General features: G+C 40.2%; 17 protein-coding genes and 1 pseudogene. 9 read left to right on the plus strand and 9 right to left on the minus strand.

The features are described from left to right. Window positions 1-6: 6 nt before the first annotated feature. Complete coding sequence (locus B3297_RS13940; protein ID WP_046673745.1) at window positions 7-447, minus strand: MarR family winged helix-turn-helix transcriptional regulator; 441 nt, start codon at window positions 445-447, stop codon at window positions 7-9. A 275-nt stretch (window positions 448-722) separates the two neighbouring features. On the opposite strand from B3297_RS13940, the gene B3297_RS13945 reads away from it, so the two are divergent. After that, window positions 723-1685: an isopenicillin N synthase family dioxygenase gene (locus tag B3297_RS13945; protein ID WP_070570303.1), complete on the plus strand. Its 963-nt coding sequence runs from the start codon at window positions 723-725 to the stop codon at window positions 1683-1685. Between the two features lie 88 nt (window positions 1686-1773). Here B3297_RS13945 and B3297_RS13950 read toward each other — a convergent pair. The 5 genes and pseudogenes from B3297_RS13950 to B3297_RS13970 all read right to left on the minus strand — a co-directional run. Next, window positions 1774-2220, minus strand: a pseudogene (locus tag B3297_RS13950) (outer membrane beta-barrel protein); the annotation flags it as partial. A 27-nt stretch (window positions 2221-2247) separates the two neighbouring features. Then, window positions 2248-2529: an outer membrane beta-barrel protein gene (locus B3297_RS13955; RefSeq protein ID WP_286779045.1), complete on the minus strand. Its 282-nt coding sequence runs from the start codon at window positions 2527-2529 to the stop codon at window positions 2248-2250. A 5-nt stretch (window positions 2530-2534) separates the two neighbouring features. Beyond that, complete coding sequence (locus B3297_RS13960; protein WP_286779046.1) at window positions 2535-3731, minus strand: PCMD domain-containing protein; 1197 nt, start codon at window positions 3729-3731, stop codon at window positions 2535-2537. A gap of 145 nt (window positions 3732-3876) precedes the next feature. Beyond that, window positions 3877-4239 carry an MmcQ/YjbR family DNA-binding protein gene (locus B3297_RS13965; protein ID WP_046673659.1) on the minus strand — a complete coding sequence of 121 codons (363 nt, stop codon included), beginning with the start codon at window positions 4237-4239 and terminating at the stop codon, window positions 3877-3879. Between the two features lie 500 nt (window positions 4240-4739). Next, window positions 4740-5294, minus strand: a complete 555-nt coding sequence (locus tag B3297_RS13970; RefSeq protein ID WP_070570305.1) for a thioredoxin family protein — start codon at window positions 5292-5294, stop codon at window positions 4740-4742. A 227-nt stretch (window positions 5295-5521) separates the two neighbouring features. On the opposite strand from B3297_RS13970, the gene B3297_RS13975 reads away from it, so the two are divergent. The 3 genes from B3297_RS13975 (at window position 5522) to dnaK (ending at window position 11123) form a co-directional block, all read left to right on the plus strand. After that, a complete protein-coding gene (locus B3297_RS13975) occupies window positions 5522-8209 on the plus strand; it encodes a TonB-dependent receptor (protein WP_286779047.1) in 2688 nt (895 codons plus the stop codon). Further along, entirely contained in the window at window positions 8202-9086 is an 885-nt protein-coding gene (locus B3297_RS13980; RefSeq protein ID WP_112375025.1) for a GLPGLI family protein, read from the plus strand. Before B3297_RS13975 ends, B3297_RS13980 begins: the two co-directional genes overlap by 8 nt. Before the next feature lie 132 nt (window positions 9087-9218). Further along, window positions 9219-11123, plus strand: a complete 1905-nt coding sequence (gene dnaK / locus B3297_RS13985; protein ID WP_286779048.1) for a molecular chaperone DnaK — start codon at window positions 9219-9221, stop codon at window positions 11121-11123. Between the two features lie 109 nt (window positions 11124-11232). Here the strand turns inward: dnaK and B3297_RS13990 are convergent, their stop codons facing one another. The 3 genes from B3297_RS13990 to B3297_RS14000 form a co-directional block, all read right to left on the minus strand. Further along, window positions 11233-11916, minus strand: coding sequence for a TIGR02117 family protein (locus B3297_RS13990; protein WP_112375439.1), 684 nt, complete (start codon window positions 11914-11916; stop codon window positions 11233-11235). 98 nt (window positions 11917-12014) lie between these two features. Beyond that, a complete protein-coding gene (locus B3297_RS13995; protein ID WP_046673742.1) occupies window positions 12015-12926 on the minus strand; it encodes a sugar phosphate nucleotidyltransferase in 912 nt (303 codons plus the stop codon). 133 nt (window positions 12927-13059) lie between these two features. Beyond that, complete coding sequence (locus tag B3297_RS14000) at window positions 13060-14601, minus strand: helicase HerA-like domain-containing protein (RefSeq protein ID WP_286779049.1); 1542 nt, start codon at window positions 14599-14601, stop codon at window positions 13060-13062. Between the two features lie 167 nt (window positions 14602-14768). On the opposite strand from B3297_RS14000, the gene B3297_RS14005 reads away from it, so the two are divergent. From B3297_RS14005 to B3297_RS14025, 5 genes are all read left to right on the plus strand, one after another. After that, window positions 14769-15107, plus strand: a complete 339-nt coding sequence (locus B3297_RS14005; RefSeq protein WP_053003623.1) for a hypothetical protein — start codon at window positions 14769-14771, stop codon at window positions 15105-15107. A gap of 224 nt (window positions 15108-15331) precedes the next feature. Further along, the gene (locus B3297_RS14010; protein ID WP_046673653.1) at window positions 15332-16873 is read left to right on the plus strand and encodes a SulP family inorganic anion transporter; all 1542 of its coding nucleotides are present in this window, start codon (window positions 15332-15334) and stop codon (window positions 16871-16873) included. A gap of 209 nt (window positions 16874-17082) precedes the next feature. Next, the gene (locus B3297_RS14015; RefSeq protein ID WP_046673652.1) at window positions 17083-17730 is read left to right on the plus strand and encodes a carbonic anhydrase; all 648 of its coding nucleotides are present in this window, start codon (window positions 17083-17085) and stop codon (window positions 17728-17730) included. 178 nt (window positions 17731-17908) lie between these two features. After that, window positions 17909-19579, plus strand: a complete 1671-nt coding sequence (locus B3297_RS14020; protein ID WP_172462415.1) for a glutamine--tRNA ligase/YqeY domain fusion protein — start codon at window positions 17909-17911, stop codon at window positions 19577-19579. A gap of 456 nt (window positions 19580-20035) precedes the next feature. Beyond that, a complete protein-coding gene (locus B3297_RS14025) occupies window positions 20036-20701 on the plus strand; it encodes an OmpW/AlkL family protein (protein WP_070570317.1) in 666 nt (221 codons plus the stop codon). Window positions 20702-20719: the final 18 nt, after the last annotated feature.

Here is a 20719-nt window from a genome sequence, read left to right on the forward strand (position 1 = left end):
TAATTCCTAGATGATTACTTCTTCTTTGTAACTTGTTGCGAGCTCATTGAGTTTCGCTAAAGAAGCAATCAATTGATCCCGTTCATTTTCTGAAAAATTGTCCGCTAAATATTGATTGAAATTACGAACAACATCTTTAGCAATCCGTCTTTTCTCTCGCCCCAATTCGGTTAAATACACTTTTACGGACCTCTTGTCGGTCTCACTCGTTTCGCGGTATATAAATCCCAATGACTCCAAATTATTCAACACCCGAGACAAACTAGTTGTTTTAACTCCTGTCAAATTTGCAATCTGAGAAACAGGTGTACCCTCTTTATGGATGTTAATCAAAATATATCCCGCAGCCTGGGTAAAACCGTACTGCGAAGCAATTTGATTATATTTATTGGCTATTGTCTGCCAGCCTGTTTTTAAAAAATAATCGATTGTCTGATTTTGGTTCATAAGCGTACCCACAAGCTATTTATTATGCTTGCATAACAAATATACCAGTTAGCAATTAGAATAACAAGCTCGAAATTATAAATTTTGTCATATGTTCGTCAGCATAATTCGGCACACATACCTAACGATACTTGTCGTCAATTTTGAAATGTGGAAAACTTTTAAACACTGACATACAGCAAAATAAACAGAAACACAAAACTTTTATTAACAGTCCCTGTTTAATAATCAAAATTAATTCCGTTAACTTTGTCCTGAACAAACATCAACACTGTATGGCTTTAGTAAACATACCTCGCTTGGACTTGCTACATTATACACAAGGAACCCAAGAACAACGAAATCAATTTATCCAAGATATTGGCAAAGCTTTCAATGAAACAGGCTTTGTAACGATTGCAAATCATGGCTTATCAAAAGAGCTGATTGAGGAATTATATCAGGTGGTTCCTGAATTTTTTGCTTTGCCTACTGAGATCAAGGAAAAATATGAATTTCCAGAACTTGCAGGTCAACGTGGCTATACCGCAAAAGGAAGAGAAAAAGCCAAAGACGCGAAAACACCTGACTTAAAAGAATTCTGGCAACGCGGTCAAACGATTGTTGGTGAAGAATATTCCAAAGCTGATTTTCCGGACAATCCTGAAGTAGCTGAAATTCCTCGCTTTAATGGCGTAACCGCTGAGGTTTATAAAAAACTAGAAGATACAGGCCGCGACTTATTGAAAGCGATCGCGACCTACCTCGATCTGGAAGAAAATTACTTTGAACAATATGTCATCAACGGTAATTCTATTCTACGTGCTATCCATTACTTCCCAATAAACGATCCTGACGCCTTAGCCCCTGACGCAGTACGCGCAGGCGCCCACGAAGATATTAACCTCATCACCTTATTGATTGGAGCTAGTGCGGATGGTCTTGAAGTGATGACAAAAGACGGGGAATGGTTTCCTATCAAAGCCAAGGGTGAAGATATCGTCATCAATGTAGGTGATATGTTGCAACGGTTAACAAACAATAAGTTGAAATCTACTACGCATCGCGTAGTAAACCCACCACGTGAGAAGATGGGTACTTCCCGTTTTTCTATTCCTTTCTTTTTACATCCAAAATCCGCCATGAGTTTGGCTTCATTGGATTCCTGCATCGATGCGGAACACCCGAAGGCCTACGAAGATTATACCGCTGGTCAGTACCTGGATGAACGCTTAAGAGAAATCGGATTAAAAATGTAAAACTCCGCATCATTTAAATGAGCATAACAGTATAAAAAAGAAATGGCCGATCCTAGGATCGGCCATTTCTTTTTTATGGATATTAAAGCTATTTCAATTTATAACCTATACCAACATTCATAAAGATATTATGTAACCCGAAGCTAATACTTTCAAATCCGGTTTTCATAATATTATTGAAGCCATAATCCAACTGTGCCAACGCAAAGAATCTTCTGTCGATAGCATAATGTGCGCCCAAACTCATACCAACATCAATACTTCTAACACTCTCCGAGAAATCATAATCAGCATTATCTACAACAATCTTATTTCCGGTAGGCTCCTCATGCCTAAGATAGCCGTTGTAGGCCTCGCCATAGAATTCCTTTTTTACCGCAAAAGAAATGTAAGGACCTGCCTGTACATTCCAACGATTTGAAAGCTGATAGGTAGCTTGGATCGGAACAGTCAGATACAGGTTATGTACTTTTGTTGTGATATCACCCGTATAATAACCTCTCAGCTCCTCTTTTGCATCATTCACCGCATTGAATGTCGTCTTGTATCCTTTAACACTCGCCTATGTATCCATTCCCTTTCCTTCGAAGACGATTCCCAAAGATACTCCCCATTGGGAATCAATATGATAGTTTGCCCTTGCTCCGACAAAAAAGGGAACATTCGGATTATAGCTTTTAATCTTTCGAATTTCACGTGGCAATGATAGGGGGGCTGCGCCGCCGATCTTACCGCCTACTATCACATCAAAACCCAATTTACCCTCATCCGCTGTGTTTTCCTGCGCATTGGCAATAGATCCTATCAAAACCATCGCAGCCAGTGCGATTGTATATTTTATCATTTTCATTACTTCTTCGTTACAATTTTGAGATCATCCACCGTCAACTTACTACCGACAGCACCTATAAAATTATCACCATATTTACTCGAAGACATTACAATCGCAATGCTATAATCCAAATTGGCAACATCAGCTTCGTTTACTTTCGCCGTGTACTTAAATGGCAATGTAAACTTGACAAAATCACCAGCCTTGGTTGCGCCCCCATTTTCCAACCTGGCAATAGCCACAATACTTGGATCTTTTAAAATATTATGTCCCGTCAAATAGGAAACTTTCTTGTTGGGATCAGATTGCGAGTCCATAAGCTGCTTGCGATTATAGAAAACAGCATAGATATCACAAGAATCCTTGGTATTAACAGGTTTCATGTTTTCATCCGTCACCGTTGCGCCAGGACTATACTTATAGTAACCTTCCAAGGCCAGCGGTATCTGATTGAAAGGAAGGCCAAACTGCGTTGCCGATAACGAGTCTGTCAATACAGGTCCTGTATCAAACGCTCCTATAAAAAGATTTCCGGCAGCAATAGGTTTCTTGAACATCGCCCCAAAAGCACCGGTCAACTTCGTTTCCAATAAAGCCGCTTTCGATCCTGAATGTGCATCCGAACTCGTTTTAGTGGGGTATGATTCGGGATCCTTGGTACCTCCTCCTAAGCTCAATGTCAAGGAGAAACTTGGATTTCCGGAAGCCCAATTATAGAAATCCTGGCCATCAATTTTATTATAAAATATGGTGTATTTATCATCCTTATCAATCGCCGTATCTTCAAAACCATATGCTGTTGGAACAAATCCACCATCTGTTTTCACAATTTTAATCAGGTAGTTTTTTGTAAACTGATGATCTTCGGACGTAACTTTATAATATACGCCGTTTTTTAGGAATTCATCAATAATTACTTTATTCATATCCTGAGTTCCGGCAGGCATTTTCAAAGAATCCTTCAAAAGCTCAATGGAGGCACCAGGAGTCAGGTCAAAAGTCATATTCAATTTGGTAAGATCATGAATATTGGGCTGAAGGTAAAGTGTAACTTGCGTATTTGAGATGACCGGGTTCAGCAAAAAGATATCTTCATCGGCATGAACAGCGATAATATCCGCTTCCATATTGAGCGCTTCTTCCTTTATACAACTTCCCAAACTGAAAAGAAGCATAAAACAGATTATCCACGAGTAACTTCGTGTTCGTTTCATAAAAATAATATTTAGTGTAAATTTATCGACCAATGCTTTGAGCAATGCACTGATTTTAGCAAAAAAATCAATCCTAGCCTCAAAAAAAAGTCATTTAAACGACTTTTTCTGAATAGACAACTAATTCTTTACACGCAAAGTCCGGTTATAGCCCTTTGACTTCCGATCTGATTTTACTGGGCAGACTTTCAACAATAAGCTGATAGCTGTGTAAAATCAATTCCTCCAGCTTTCTATCATCAATCTCTTGATTGGCAACCACGGTATTCCAGTGCTTTTTATTCATGTGATAGCCCGGCAGTACGGTATGCTCATAACGTTCCCGCAATTCAATGGCCCTTTCGGGGTTACACTTAACATTAAATCGTAATCCATCAACCTGATCCAGGCCTACCAACAAAAAAATCTTACCGCCTACCTTAAATACCAATGTATCTGGCCCAAAGGGAGTCTCCTCCATCACCGGCCCAATCGATAAACAATAATCTCTTAGATCCTCAATATTCATATTTTTTTAGTTTTAGTTGTCGCTCAAGCAAACTGAAAAAGCCACCATAAAAATGGTCCATAATTCATATAAAGCTAACAAAAACACTGGATCGTTTTACTTAAAATCTTTTGATCTTTCGCAAAGGCGACATTAGGTCTATTTGCCCTAAAGAAATTACGTTACGCCGAAAATAGGTCCAAAATAAGCTGGAACTAGACAATAGCAAGAGTCAGATAACTTCAGCCTTTACAGGGATTAGCTACGGACATGAAACGTAGCTTCAGCGTTACTTCTTCGCTTGCAACCGAAGAAGTAACGAACAAGTACCGAGGAAGCACCGAACAAGCTCCGACTAATCTCCGAATATCGTATACTTGTCTTATATTGAGATAGGTTTACATAGCTCCGGGTTTAACAGCAGTTTTTCAAACCATGCTCAGGAAAGACCAGGTCTATTCCTGAGATGATGATCCGGTTAAACTTAAAAATTGCCAGTTTATTATAAGGATGGAATTTTCTTATTTTTCGAACAGTGCCTGGATTTCCTTTTGGATTTCGGTTCCTTTATCGGCATTGTACCACTTTTGAATCTCCTCTTTGATTTCGGAGAAATCTGCCCCTTGCGCTTTCATATGCAAAAACAGCTCCTGGCAGGCTTGAGGTCTTGGGCCCCAGACAGCCAAATCTTGCCCCTGTTCGTTGCGTATCACCAGAATTGGAATAGATTTGCCTCCGTTTGTTAGATAAGAATCGATCAGAAACGGAGCACTATCACGCAGTTGGATATCCACCGTGATATTGGGATTTTTTGAGGCCATCTTCGCCAACATAGGTACCGAATGCGCCGCATCCCCGCACCAAGGTTCAGTAATAATGATCCATTGTTGCTTTTCAGTAATTGACTCAACAAATTGTTCAAAAGTCGACGTTGGTTCGAAGCGTTTTAACCAACGGCCCATTCTTGTCCAGTTCATTTTTGTGTACTGATAATATTCATCATCTTGATAGGTAGGGTGATTCTCAGGATGATTTAAGATATCTTCGAATTGTTGTAAGTAATTTTCAAACGTCATAATACCAATTTTGTGCAAAGGTAAATTTTACTTCCAACTTTCTCAAACAACCTTCCGCCAACAATCTGTATTGAATGCAATAAAAAAAATGATGCTCAAAAAGCACATGTAGAGCAAGAAAAAATGTGATTTCCTCTGCCTTATATACCAAAGATTTTACATTCAGAAGAGATGTTTTACATTTATTAACGATTAAGTAAATTATCTTTGAAAGATACAACCCGTACATGAAAAGATTAGTTCAATTAATACTTTTACTATTTATCGTCGTCAACAGTGCTTACTCCCAAATAAACATCAAGGGGAGGATTCTAGATAAGGCGGATGACAAGCCCCTGACCAATGCTTCCATTATTTTACTGAACCGCGATTCAGTCCTCCGTTATTTTAACCGAGCCAATGAAGAGGGAAAATTCCAGGTTAAAAATATCAAACCCGGGAGCTACATTATTTTGGCCACTTACCCTAAATTTGAACTATATAGTGATACGATCCAAATTGCAAACAAAGATCTCGATTTGCATGATATCAAAATAAATTCCCAAAGAAATGTTTTGCAGGAGGTGATTGTCACCCGACGTCTTCCAATTACACTGAAAGGCGACACCATCGAATATGATGCGGCGAGTTTTGCAACAGAAAAAAATGCGAAGCTAGAGGATTTACTACGTCGTCTACCCGGTTTTACGGTTACCGGAGATGGAAGTATCACGGCTCAAGGAAAATCTGTACAGAAAGTGTTTATCGATGGGGAAGAATTTTTTGGTTATGATCCTAAAATAGCCATTCGCAATGTACGGGCAGATGCCGTTGACAAGGTGCAGCTCTATGAGAAAAAATCGGAGGAGGCGGAGCTGTCGGGCATCGATGACGGAGTAAGGATCCAAACTGTTAACGTTGTACTCAAAGAGAAAGCAAGAAAGGGTGTCTTTGGAAACATGGAAGCATTGGCTGGATCAAAAGAATTGTATGCGGGAAATCTCTTTGCGGCGAAATTTAATAAGACTGAGCGGATTGGCATCACCGCGAGTCACAACAACATGGGCAGTTCAAGTGGTCGTGAAGGTTCTTTACGGATGAACAACCAGATTACGGGCGAACCACTGAATACAAATCTTGGAGCAAACTATGAAAATCAGTTCTTCAAAAAGGCCTTAAAAGTAAACGCCAACTATGGTTACGACAACAACAGCAACAAGAACCACTCGGAGACTTACAATAAAAATGTGCTGCCTGATCAATCCATTCAGGAAAAAAACAGTAAAAACGATAGCGAGAGACATAGCCGAAGTAATGGTTTCAGGTCAAACCTTAACATGCGACTGGATTCCACGCAAAATATGGAACTCCAATCCAATGCCAATTGGGCTACCAACGCTAATCTAACTTACACAGACAGCAAAACGGGCGATGGATCGGGCAACCCAATCAGTGACTTTAGGGAGAACAATCAATCGAACTCCTCAAGTTCCAACAATAATTTTCGCCTAAATTATAGAAAACGATTAAAAGCGGGGCGTTCTTTAAATGTGATGGTCGGCAATAATCACAAAGAGTCAGATTCAGAGAGTAAAGTCAATTCACGGACTTATTTTTACAAAACCGGGGATAGTACAATTATCAACCAAACGCGACATGGCCGGAATAAAGGCAATGACTTCAACTCTTCGATCAATTTCAACAACCGTATCAGTGACTATATCAATCTGGCTTTAGGCTACAGCTTCAATCATTCGAAGAGTACAAATACCCAAAATTCAATAAACAATATTACCCAAAAGTTTGATTCACTATATTCTCAAAACCAGATCGACAATAATACCAATCAAGGTGTGAACGTGCACTTTTCCTATCGCAAAGAAAAGTTGGAGATCAATTTTTCCAACCGTACGTTCTACAAGAATCAACAGTTAAATGATAGTTATAGATCAATTGATCTTGCCCGGAATTTCTGGGATAACAATTTAAATGTTGATGCCAATTATCGCCTTTCAAATAGCAAAAATATACGTTTAGCTTATCAAAGTTCCAATATCATCCCATCGTTTGATCAGTTACAACCACTGCAACCTCAGACCAATCCGTTGTTTCAACAAGTCGGTAATCCCGACCTAAAACGCGCGGTGAACAATAACATTTCGGCCAATTATAACGCGTTCAGTTTATTGAAAGGAACGAATATCAATATCAACGGGAACTTGTCATTTGTTAATAATCCTATTGTCAACAAAACAACCATACTAGACAACTCGGCTCAAATCAGTTCTTATGAAAACCTATCGGGTAAATCCAACTGGAATGGCGGCTTGAACATCAATCATATGCAGCCATTGGCCAATCGTCGCATCAATTTTAACAAGAGTGCAAACGTCAGGTTTAACAACAGCTACAGCTATACCAAATTTGAAGGCGGACAGTCCGGCGGCGAGTTTCTACTGAATAATGCAAAGAATACCAACTTTAGTTTAGGTTCTAGCTTAAATGAGCAGGACTCAGAAGGATTCGACTTTGATCTTTCGGCGAATGCTGGTTTTAATGTACAGCAAAACTCGATCAACATCCAATACAACGCAACAAGTTTTCAAGGTGGGACTTCGGCGTACATCAAATACTTTCTACCGAAGAAGTTTAATGTCATGGCAAACATTTACTATAGCTATACAGGACCTACGAAACTTTATAAAAAATCAATCAATCAATTTTATACCAATATTGAATTAGAGAAAAAAGTACTGAAAGATGAAAGTATGACACTCAGCTTAAAGGCCTTTGACCTGTTCAATACATTTAACAACACACGTCGTAACGCGAGTGACACCAACTATTCAGAGTCCGTTCAACAGGTATTGACACAATATTTTTTGGTCGGTGTAAAATGGGATTTCAACAAATATCTAGGGAAAGGAAATGATTAAAAAAATATATTTGACCGTTATCATCTGCTGCCTGTGTGGTTTATCGCTTCAGGCACAATATGCCTATTTTGGAAGTAGGGGTACGATCAGTTTTGACAAAGTCACGTACACAAAAGCACGCATGCGGCAGCTATCCAACGACATGAGCTCGAAAGGAATGGACAGAGGGATGGGCATGATGGAATATCTCGACAAGATGCCGGATTCACATACGGAAAAATTAAACTTCTACTTTGATGAGAATTCTACCGTGTTGATGCCTGAGGAAAGCGTAGCTAACGAAAAACAACGTGGTGAAGTCAAAATGGCCGCACCTACGATAACTTCGGGCACAGGCAGAGGGGGCAGATCTCAGGGTGCGGTCCGAATCGGAGGAAACCAAAGAGGGCAATTTAGGGGTGGCGCCAACAAGAACGGCAAAGTCCTCTACCAGGATCTGAAAACCGGCACAGCAGACATTCAGCTTGACATCGACGAAAAATACATTCTTTCGGAAACTTTGGACAGCATTACTTGGCGTTTCACGGAGGAATTCCGAAATATCGCCGGAGTAAACTGCCGCAGAGTCAATGGTGCTACCAAAGACTCACTCTATCTGATCGCTTACTATTCGGAAGAGATTCCAATATCGGCAGGACCAGCATTAAGCCATGGTCTCCCGGGCATGATATTGGGTCTTGTCATCCCTGAAATGCATATTCAATATTGGGCTACAAATATCGCCTATACCAATAAACTTGTTCCTTCTGATTGGCGGGATAAAAAATCAAAAAAAATGAAACTTGCTGAATTTTCGGAAATCTTTGGCAGATATATGCCACGCAATCGCCAAAACGAGTCAGCTAAAAAAAGGATATTAGAGCAACTGGTGTATTGAAAATGTCAGTTTGGCAGTACCTAAAGACAAATTGATGACAAATAGTGTTTTTTTTACAAAACTTTTGGATTGGCATAAGGGTTGATAATAGACTGATAGAATTTATTTAAGTAAAAAATTAAAACACAAGATATGTCTAAAATTATAGGAATTGACTTAGGTACTACAAACTCATGTGTTGCCGTAATGGAAGGTAACGAGCCTGTAGTAATTACGAACAACGAAGGTAAACGTACAACTCCTTCGATCGTAGCTTTCGTAGAAGGTGGCGAGCGCAAAGTTGGGGACCCAGCAAAGCGTCAAGCAATTACTAACCCACATAAAACTATTTATTCCATCAAACGTTTTATGGGACTTTCATACGATGAAGCTGTAAAAGAAGCTGAACACGTACCTTATAAAATCGTTAAAGGTGACAACAATACACCGCGTGTAGAAATTGACGACCGCAAATATACACCACAAGAGATCTCTGCTATGATTCTTCAAAAAATGAAGAAAACCGCTGAGGATTTCTTAGGTCAAGAAGTAACTGAAGCTGTTATTACAGTTCCTGCATATTTCAACGACGCACAACGTCAAGCAACAAAAGAAGCTGGTGAAATCGCTGGTTTATCTGTAAAACGTATCATTAACGAACCTACAGCAGCAGCTTTAGCTTACGGTTTGGACAAAGCACACAAAGACATGAAAATTGTTGTGTTTGACTGTGGTGGTGGTACACATGACGTTTCGGTATTGGAATTAGGTGACGGTGTATTTGAAGTTAAATCTACTGACGGTGACACACACTTAGGTGGTGATGACTTTGATAACGTAATCATCAACTGGTTAAATGAAGAATTCAAAAGCGAAAACAATGGCTTTGATTTGAAAAAAGATCCAATGGCATTGCAACGTCTGAAAGAAGCTGCTGAGAAAGCGAAAATCGAATTATCAAGCGCAACTTCTACTGAAATCAACTTGCCGTATATCACTGCAGATGCAACTGGTCCAAAACACTTAGTTCGTTCATTATCACGTGCTAAATTTGAGGCTTTGGCAGCTGACTTGATCAAGAGAACAATTGCTCCTTGTGAGTCTGCATTGAAAAATGCTGGTTTTAGCAAATCTGATATTGACGAAATTATCTTAGTAGGTGGTTCTACGCGTATCCCTGCAATCGTTGATGCTGTAAAAGCATTCTTCGGAAAAGAGCCTTCTAAAGGTGTAAACCCGGATGAAGTTGTCGCTTTAGGTGCTGCTATCCAAGGTGGTGTATTGACAGGTGAAGTAAAAGACGTTTTATTATTGGATGTTACTCCACTTTCATTGGGTATTGAAACAATGGGTGGTGTGATGACTAAATTGATCGAAGCAAATACAACAATTCCAACTAAAAAATCGGAAACGTTCTCTACAGCTTCAGACAATCAGCCATCTGTAGAAATTCACATCTTACAAGGTGAACGTCCTATGGCAAACCAAAACCGTACAATCGGCCGTTTCCATTTGAACGATATTCCACCAGCACCTCGTGGCGTTCCTCAAATCGAAGTTACCTTTGATATTGATGCCAATGGTATCATCAAAGTATCTGCGAAAGATAAAGCGACTGGAAAAGAACAAAACATCCGTATCGAAGCATCTTCAGGTTTGTCTGACGACGAAATCAAACGCATGAAAGAAGAAGCTGAAGCAAATGCTGATGCTGACAAAAAAATAAAAGAAGAAGCTGACAAAGTAAATGCAGCTGACGCTTTAATCTTCTCAACTGAAAAACAATTGAAAGAATATGGCGATAAAATTTCAGCAGATAAAAAAGCGACAATTGAAGCTGGCTTAACAAAATTAAAAGCTGCTTACGAAGCGAAAAACTTTGCTGATATCGATGCTGCTTCTGAAGAATTGCAAAATGCTTGGAATGCTGCTTCTGAAGAAATGTACGCTGCTTCTCAAGGTGGTGCACAACAACCTCAAGGTGATGCAGGTCAAGCTCAAGGTGGAAACCAAGGTGGTGATGATGTAACTGACGTAGATTACGAAGAAGTGAAATAATCACTCCTCCTCATAAAAAAAGCTCCAGGATTATTCCCGGAGCTTTTTTATGTCTATTACTTTCACTATCTCGTTTAACCTTCACCGCAATACACTTATGCATTTCCAGCTACTTCTTATCCTTATAGTGACTTAAGATTCCTTTGTCCAAAGTAGCCCAAATACCTGCTGGCATCGCCGCTCTCTTTAAGGCATTATTGGTCCAGGTATTGCACGAATAAAACATGCTATAGGCTCCTTTTGCTTCGTAAAAGGCGTCTGAGTCGCCATACTGCGCATCTGTTTTCACCAAAATAGCTTCCGCTTGATTTCGATCCAACGAATCTTCTATATATTTTATCAGATCACGGTATTGGGATTTACTGATCTGATAAGCAAAACAGAATTCATCTTGCTGAACCGAATTGTAGTAGGTCACATGAATGGCAGACTCCCCTAATCCAAAGGCAGCCACAAAGGCTGTCGATGCTTTAAGATCCTTCCATTCTGGTGTATCCAAATAGAATCCTTTATCCCCCCAACCGATACCGACATACCGATATCCGCTATGTTTCCCCACCGTATTCCCATAAGGAAATAGTTGCGACCAATCCATCTCTTCGTTAACGACAGGCAATACGATATCGGTATGAACACCATTGGACTGAACAAAAACCTGAATCGTCTTCTCTTCGTCTATATTTTTCCTTGGAGCCGAAATTCTTGACAAACTGTATTCAGCAACAATATAGAGCACACAAAAAGACAACAATCCTAAAATAAGATAACCAAACACTTTAAGAATTTTTTTCATCAAAGATTTATTTCCGCTCAAGTAATCTAGCGCACAGGTCAAAAAAAACCTGTATTGCTTGACAATACAGGTGAAAGATAAGCTATTTCTTTTAGCTCTTAAAATAACTTTTCTGGATATACTCCATCAGCCACCAATTTTGAAATTGATTCTTGTACGATAGGTTTATCTTCCTTATAAGTTACGCCAAACCATTTCGAAGAAGTTGGGATTACCTTAAAATCAGCCAATTTATGCTTCACCATATAATCTGGTACAGAAGGAATGAAAAATTCTGCTTTTAAATTTTCCTTATTTTCCTCAACAAATGCAGGAAACATCGCCTGGGCTACTTCGAAAATCTTTGGTGTAAAACCCCAGAAGTTCATCGAAACACGGGTTTTAGGATCTAGATCTGTCTCCACCCCATTTTCCTCATAAACGATTTTGCGATCGTCGCCTTCGCCTTTGTAGTATATATTTGTACGTTCAGTTACACTTTCCATATGTCCAGAAGGGGTAACCTCACATACTCCGCGTGAAACGTAGCCATAATCGGACATGGTATTTCCAACCTGGAAGCCCATCAACGACATTTGTTGATCAGAAACCTCGGTTGTTAAGAACTCGGCCATTTTCTGAAAAGAATCCGATCCGTAGAAATCGTCTGCATTGATTACACAAAATGGTTCATGCACTTTATCTTTAGCACTCATCACCGCATGGGCAGTACCCCAAGGTTTTGTTCTTTCGATAACGTGATTAACACCGAATTTTGTTAAGTCAAAATCTTGAAAAGCGTAATCTACTTCTATTTTACCTTTCAATTTTTCATCAAATACTGTTTTCATCTTTTCCAGAAATTCTTCCCGGATAATGAATACAACTTTTCCAAATCCTGCGCGAATAGCATCGTAAATTGAATAGTCAATAATTGTCTCGCCGTGTGGGCCAAAACCATCTACTTGTTTTAAAGAACCATACCGGCTAGCCATTCCTGCTGCCAAAATCAAAAGGGTTGGTTTACTCATATTTAATTGCGTTAATAGAATTTTCTTTTCGTCCGCAAACTTAGCTAAAATTGCCCTCAAAAGCAAATTTAGCTAAGTTCGGCTCCGCCTTCAAAAGTATAGTATTGAAACGAAAAGAATCCAAAAATTAGTATTATTTCTTTTTTAAGAATGCGTTTAATAAACCCGTCGCTAGTTTGCCCAAAAACTTAACTCCCTCTCTTGCTAAGGTCGTTGTTGCCGTTCGTTGGGCAGCTTCTAGAGGTGTCTGTCTTCTGGAGCTTGGCCGACTTGCTTTTTCCGCTTCTTTTTCCTGGGCCGCGCGTTGTTCTTCCTGTGCTGCAGCCTGCATTCTTTCGTCTATGATTTCAGCCGCAGAGCGATTTTCTTGTCGCTCCTGATATTTTGCCCGCAAATCAGACTGATTGATAATTTGGCTAACCGTTGCATCATCTGCAGGTCCCATAACTGCACGCGCCGGCACCAAATGTGTAGCGACAACCTCTGTAGGAATACCTTTATCATTCAATACTGTGATTAATGCCTGTCCAGTACCCAAAGAAGTCAGGACCTGATCAATTTCATAAAAATCGGATTTTGGATAGGTTTTTACAGTCTTCTTTAAATTTTCAGCATCGTTGGGCGTAAAGGCACGCAATGCATGTTGCACACGGTTACCCAGCTGGGCCAATACAGATTCAGGTACATCGGTTGGAGACTGTGTACAAAAGAAAACGCCGATCCCCTTCGAACGGATAAGGCGAATGATTTGATCCACTTGAGTCAAAAAGGCTTTAGGAGCCCCATTGAACAGCAGATGGGCTTCATCAAAGAAGAAGACCAACTTGGGTTTGTCCAAGTCACCCACCTCAGGCATATTTTTAAATAGCTGTGCCAATAAGCTCAATAAGAATGTAGAATAAAGAACCGGCTGATCTTGCACGTCAGAAATATTCAATAGGCTAATCACACCCCTACCATCTACCTTCTGAAATAGATCGTTAATATCAAATTCTTTCTCACCAAAGAAATGCGCTAGCCCCTGCTGTTCCAATGCGACGATCTTACGCAGGATGGTTCCCGAGCTTGCCGAACTAATCTTACCATAATCACCTTTGATTTCTTCGCTGCCGGGTCCTTCAGAAAGGTAAGTAAGCAGTTTCTTCGTATCTGAGAAATCAATCAACGGCATTTGGTGATCCTGTGCATATTTGAACATCGCAGCCAATACGCCGGTCTGTGTTTCATTAAGTTCGAGTATCCGGCCCAACAAGACGGGCCCAAAATCTTCTACAGTAATCCGCATCGGAATCCCCTTATTGCCGGACAGTGAATACAGTTCTACCGGAAACGACGATGGCTCAAACGGCACCCCCACGGCATTTCCCCGATCAATAAGGGCTTGGTTGGTCACCCCTGGCACTGCTAGGCCCGATAGGTCACCTTTAACATCCAGCATAAATACTGGTACAGAGGCATCCGACAATTGTTCAGCGATCAATTGTAGCGTACGTGTTTTACCGGTTCCGGTAGCCCCTGCAATAAGTCCGTGACGGTTCATCATTTTCAAGGCTAAATTCACTTTTGCCTCTGCCAAAATTTCGCCATTAAGCATTCCCGCTCCCAGATAGATAAACGCTCCTTTGGGATTATAGGAAGCTTGAACCTTCTCTATAAATTGTTCTTTATTTGCCATACAAAAGGCTTAATATTTATAAATCAATAAAAATTGAAAACTTTTCAAAAAATAATCTCTTCGTCACAATTTCGTGCCAAATTTTATTTTTAGTGCACTATTAATTTGAATTTAACATAGAATTACTATTTTTACGATGTAAACAGTAAGATTAAAGGTAATAAAAAATGTTAAATAAGCAGTTTAGATTTGTGGCAGCATTCCTTTGTGCTATCATCTTTTTCACAAAGATGGCCATCTCTATTTCGCCTATTTTTTCAAACAGCTTAGATCAAAGTACCATCTTACAGGTCGTTTTACAACTGGAAATCGAAAACAATAACGGCGCAAGTAATGATACACTTGAAACTGCCTCAAAATTTTTCAATACAAAAACAGAAGAACCTATTGTATTTGAAACCATTCTCGTTGAGAACCAAGGAAAACAGAAGAATTATCTTAAAAATGAGAAAAGCATTTTAGCTTTCCATCCTACGGTTCCAACACCGCCTCCTAACTATTCATAAAGGCATCCCTAGGGATGTATCCCGTCAACCCGCATGCTAAAGGTAAAGTATGTGCGGTAATCTTTGATTTTTCTGAAGTAATCGGCTTTGGCTCTGTTGATGTTATCGTTGATTTGGCTCGGCACTAACGCTTTGTTATGCCGTTGAACGCCAAACGGTATACATGATACAACGCCAGTTAAAGGTCGCCTGATGAAAATTTTTTACAGATAAACACAAATTTTATGTTTGGAACTCGTACGTCGGCTTTTCTGAAACTATCGAAAAGAGACTTAAAATATGACTTCCCTGCTAGTGTTGTGGTGTTTTTGGTGGCACTTCCATTATGTTTGGGAATTGCAATGGCCTCTGGTGCGCCATTGTTTGCAGGATTATTGACTGGTGTAATTGGTGGAATCGTTGTCGCTTCAATCAGTAAATCACCACTCAGTGTAAGTGGGCCAGCTGCTGGTCTTACAGTTATTGTCTTAGGTGCTATTCAGAGCCTAGGGGCATATGAAACCTTTCTACTTGCCGTCGTGATTGCCGGTGTAGTACAAGTTATTCTCGGTATATTAAAAGCAGGGATGATCGGAAACTATTTCCCTTCAGCAGTCATTGTCGGTATGCTTGCTGCGATCGGTATCACAATTATCATGAAGCAGATTCCTTTGGCATTGGGCTTAGTGGAAACACATGCCTTCGAAATGGACAATGGTCATGGTATCGGTGCCTATTTTGACACGATAGCCTCTGCGATCAACTTTGGTGCATTGATCATTTGCGCCTTGTCATTGGCGATCCTAATCTTTTGGCCATCTATTCCAAAGCTCAACAAGGTGCCAGCCCCATTGGTTGTCGTGATGCTAGGCGTAAGTTTAGCTTATCTTTTCAACGGCTCAGCATTCCAGTTGCATGACAAGCAATTTGTACTAGTCCCTATTGTCGGTTCTTTTGCTGAATTCACAGGATTATTTACCCTCCCGGACTTTACACAGATTGTCAACAAAGATGTTTGGATAGCTGCATTTACGATTGCAATTATTGCAAGTTTAGAGACTTTATTGAGCATCGAGGCCGTTGATAAAATAGACCCCTACAAAAGAAATACGCCAACCAACCGCGAACTTGTTGCACAAGGCATCGGAAATATGACCAGTGGACTTCTGGGCGGTCTGCCGTTGACCTCCGTCATTGTACGCTCATCAGCAAACGTCAATGCAGGCGGAAAAACAAGGCAATCTGCCATCATGCATGGTATATGGCTATTGGTCGCTATGCTCGCTATCCCAACAATGCTGAACATGATTCCTTTGGCCTGTCTGGCGGCCATCCTTCTCCATACAGGATATAAATTGGCTAAACCAAGTCTATTCACCTCAATGTACAAAAAAGGCTTAGATCAATTTATCCCATTTTTTGTCACCATTGTAGCGATTGTGTTTACCGATCTCCTTATGGGGGTAGGGATAGGTATTGTCGTGGCGACATTCTATATCTTAAGAGCCAATATGAAAAATGCTTTTAAATATAATATTGAAAAAGACAATGAAGAAGATAAGGCTGTCATTACATTAGCGGAGGAAGTATCATTTTTGAACAAGGTTCCTATCCAACAAAAATTGTACAGCTTACCAAAATCGATCAGTAAGATCCGAATCGATGGGACATTCAGTAAATTTATAGACAAGGATGTCATCGAAGTCATCAAAGATTTTGAACAGAATGCCAGAAGTAAAGGCAAAGACATCGAACTTTTGCAGGTGGTCTATAAGAAACCTTCATAGGATACGGACCTTTGACGTATCTCGTAGGCCATTCCCTTCCATTGGTCGGCTAGCAAGCTGGATTGAAATGGGGGGGAGACGGTTATTGAATAGCAAGAACAGCTATTCAATAAAAATAAGTTGTTTGAAGTAAACAATGAATTTAGACATTTGTATTATTATAATAAAATTGAAACGATGCCTTCGGGCAAGAGTGAAATAAGAAGAATATGGAAAATAAAGATTTAAAAATAGGATTTGACAATATCATTAAGGGAAATAAAGAGTGGATGGAGTTTGTAAAGAATGATGCTACAGGGCGGTTCCAACAGCTTTCTAAAGGTCAAAATCCAGAAATTCTTTGGATCGGTTGTGCCGATAGCCGAGTACCTGCAAATGAATTGACAGGTACAAAGCCTGGAGAGGTATTCGTTCATCGTAATATTGCCAACATGGTCATTCACTCCGATATGAGTATGCTTTCCGTCTTAGACTATGCGGTCAATGTTTTGAAAGTAAAACATGTCATTATCGCAGGTCACTATGGCTGTGGTGGTGTAGCAGCCTCTTTAAGCCGCAAGCAGTACGGTATTATTGACAACTGGTTGGGTCATATCAAAGATGTATATCGCTTACACAGTGCAGAGATTGATGCGATCCAAGAGCATGATAAAAAAGTAGATCGTTTAATCGAGCTCAATGTACAAGAGCAAGTTTTCAATCTGTGCGCGACGTCAATCATTCAAAATGCATGGAAAGAGCGTGATGATCTTGCCGTGCATGGCATGATTATCAATATCGGCACTGGAGAATTGATCGATCAACACTGTACGTTTACCAATAATGACGAGCTAGGTGAAGTCTTCGCTTATAAATAGCGTAGTAATAAAAATCGGTAAAAAGGGACGAAATTTCGTCCCTTTTTTATTGTGGGTCCAAACCTTATTACGTCTTCCCATTCTTACCGATACAGCCAGCACATTCAATCACTCATACTAAGGCGAATATCTACGATCTCCTAGCTAATATCTCGCTACGAATAATTAACTTTGTATTATGAGTGAAGAAAAATCATTAAATTTTATCGAGGAAATTGTCGAAGAGGATCTTCGAACAGGAAAGCATGGCGGACGTGTATTGACACGTTTTCCTCCTGAGCCAAATGGTTACCTCCACATTGGTCACGCCAAATCCATCTGCTTGAATTTTGGATTAGCACAGCAGTATAATGGCAAGACTAATCTACGTTTTGATGACACTAACCCTGTCACTGAGGATACCGAGTATGTTGAAAGCATCAAGAAAGATATTCAATGGCTTGGATTCCAGTGGGCAGAGGAATTATATACTTCAGATTATTTTGAGACACTATATCGTTATGCCGTTGAGCTAATAAAAAAAGGTCTAGCTTATGTGGACGACAGCACTGCTGAAGAAATTGCAGCAGCAAAAGGTACCCCAACAGAACCCGGTGTTCCGACACCATATCGCGACAGGTCTATTGAAGAAAATTTGACCTTATTCGCAGATATGCGCGCCGGTAAATACCAAGATGGCGAAAAAGTACTTCGGGCAAGGATTGATTTGGCTAGCCCAAATATGCACTTGCGCGACCCTTTATTATACCGCATCAAGCACGCTCATCACCACAGAACGGGGAATCAATGGTGTATCTATCCGATGTATGATTTTGCACATGGCCAATCAGACTCCATTGAGAAAATTACACACTCCATCTGTACATTGGAATTTATTCCACATCGCCCACTTTATGATTGGTGTATAGATAAATTGGAGATTTTCCCTTCCAAACAATACGAATTTGCACGCTTGAATATGACCTATACTGTCATGAGTAAACGTAAATTACTGCAACTGGTCAATGATAAGTTTGTTGAAAGCTGGGACGACCCGCGCATGCCTACGATCTCAGGATTGCGCAGAAGGGGGTATACACCGGCGAGTATCCGCAACTTCTGTGAAAAAATCGGTGTTCAAAAACGTGAAAACATGATCGATGTCAGTCTTTTGGAATTCTGTATCCGTGAGGATCTCAACAAAACGGCATGGCGCAGAATGGCTGTCCTTGATCCAATCAAATTGGTGATCACAAACTATCCTGATGGTCAGGTAGAGGATCTTATTGGTGAGAATAACCCTGAAGTCGAAGGCGGTGAAGGTTCACGCTCCATTCCATTTTCAAAAGAGCTCTGGATAGAGCGCGATGATTTTATGGAAGATGCACCAAAAAAATTCTTCCGCTTGGGCCCTGGGCTTTCCGTACGTTTGAAACATGCTTACATCGTTACCTGTCATGATTTTGTGAAAGATGAAAACGGAAACGTGACGGAAGTTCATTGTACCTATGTTCCAAACTCAAAATCAGGAGAAGATACTTCAGGATTAAAAGTTAAAGGAACAATCCATTGGATCTCGGTTCCACATGCGAAAGAAGCCGAAGTAAGATTGTACGACAGATTGTTCAATGATGAAAATCCTGCCGCTGCAGAAGATTTTAAAGCATCGATCAACCCTGAAAGTTTACATATTATCCAACGTGCTTACATTGAACCGGATCTGGCTAACGCTACGCCTGGAAAGGGATATCAATTTATACGATTGGGTTATTTTACATTAGACACACAGTCAACGCCAGACCATCTAGTCTTTAACCGTACGGTTACATTAAAAGACTCCTGGGGTAAGGAAGTGAAGAAAAATGCGTAAAACCGTAACTTCTAAAATAGAACAGGTCGGATTCATTCCGACCTGTTCTATTTTAGGAGCGTTCCTATTCCATTCAATATGCATTGACATACCGGATTTGTATCCCCATTAGCCCTGCTAAACGAGACTCCAGTCCCCCACTTGCCCCCAACTCTCCTAGCAGTTATTCTGGTGCACAATCCGCAGTTGCGCGAATGACATACTTTCATAACGTTTGCTCGTCCTCAGGCGAGACAAATGCGTGTAATAGCCCTATTATCCCAATGTGGCTTGAAAAACTATTACAGCGGATTTACACCTACCCATACTTTCCTATTTTTTACAACAGTAATTTATAAAGGTACATCATCTGCAATAGGAAAAACATCGTATCATTCATTTTTCAACCTGATTATCGTCACTCTTTTGCCCTGATTTTAGCAATAGTTTTACAGCAAACAAAATACCCTTAATGATATGAAAAAGCTACTTTTAATTGCACTAACACTTACCCTAGGCGCACTAAGTTTACAGGCACAAACAATCCCTAATCAACGCTGGCAAATGAGACTCAGAGGTGTGACAGTCATGCCAAACGAATCGGCCAAGATTAATACCATAGGCGGAGACGTCGACATCAATACGAAATTTATCCCTGAACTTGACTTCACCTATTTCTTCACAAAAAACATTGCGGCGGAATTGATCCTTGGGACTACAAAACATAAAGTTAATACAACAGGTTCAAATTTAACTGCCATTGGTGGCAGTCCATCCAGCAATGTGGATCTTGGGAGTGTATGGCTCCTCCCTCCCACACTGACAGCGCAATATCACTTCCTCCCCGACGGTGCCATTAAACCCTATGTAGGAGCGGGAATAAATTACACCATATTCTATAGCGTCAATGCGGGGCAAACGGTTAAAAATGTAAAATATGATAATGCTTTCGGCTTTGCGACTCAACTGGGAATTGATTTTAAGCTATCTGAAAAATATTTCGTGAATTTAGATGCTAAGTATATTCTTTTAAAGACCGATGTCAATGTGGATGCGTCAAACCTCGCCCCCAACCTATCCATACCGGCAAAAGTTGACATCAACCCCTTCCTGCTCGGCTTTGGAGTCGGCATGAAATTTTAATAACTCGGCTCATTCCCT

Source organism: Sphingobacterium sp. UBA3519, assembly GCF_002377215.1.
GTDB lineage: Bacteria > Bacteroidota > Bacteroidia > Sphingobacteriales > Sphingobacteriaceae > Sphingobacterium > Sphingobacterium multivorum.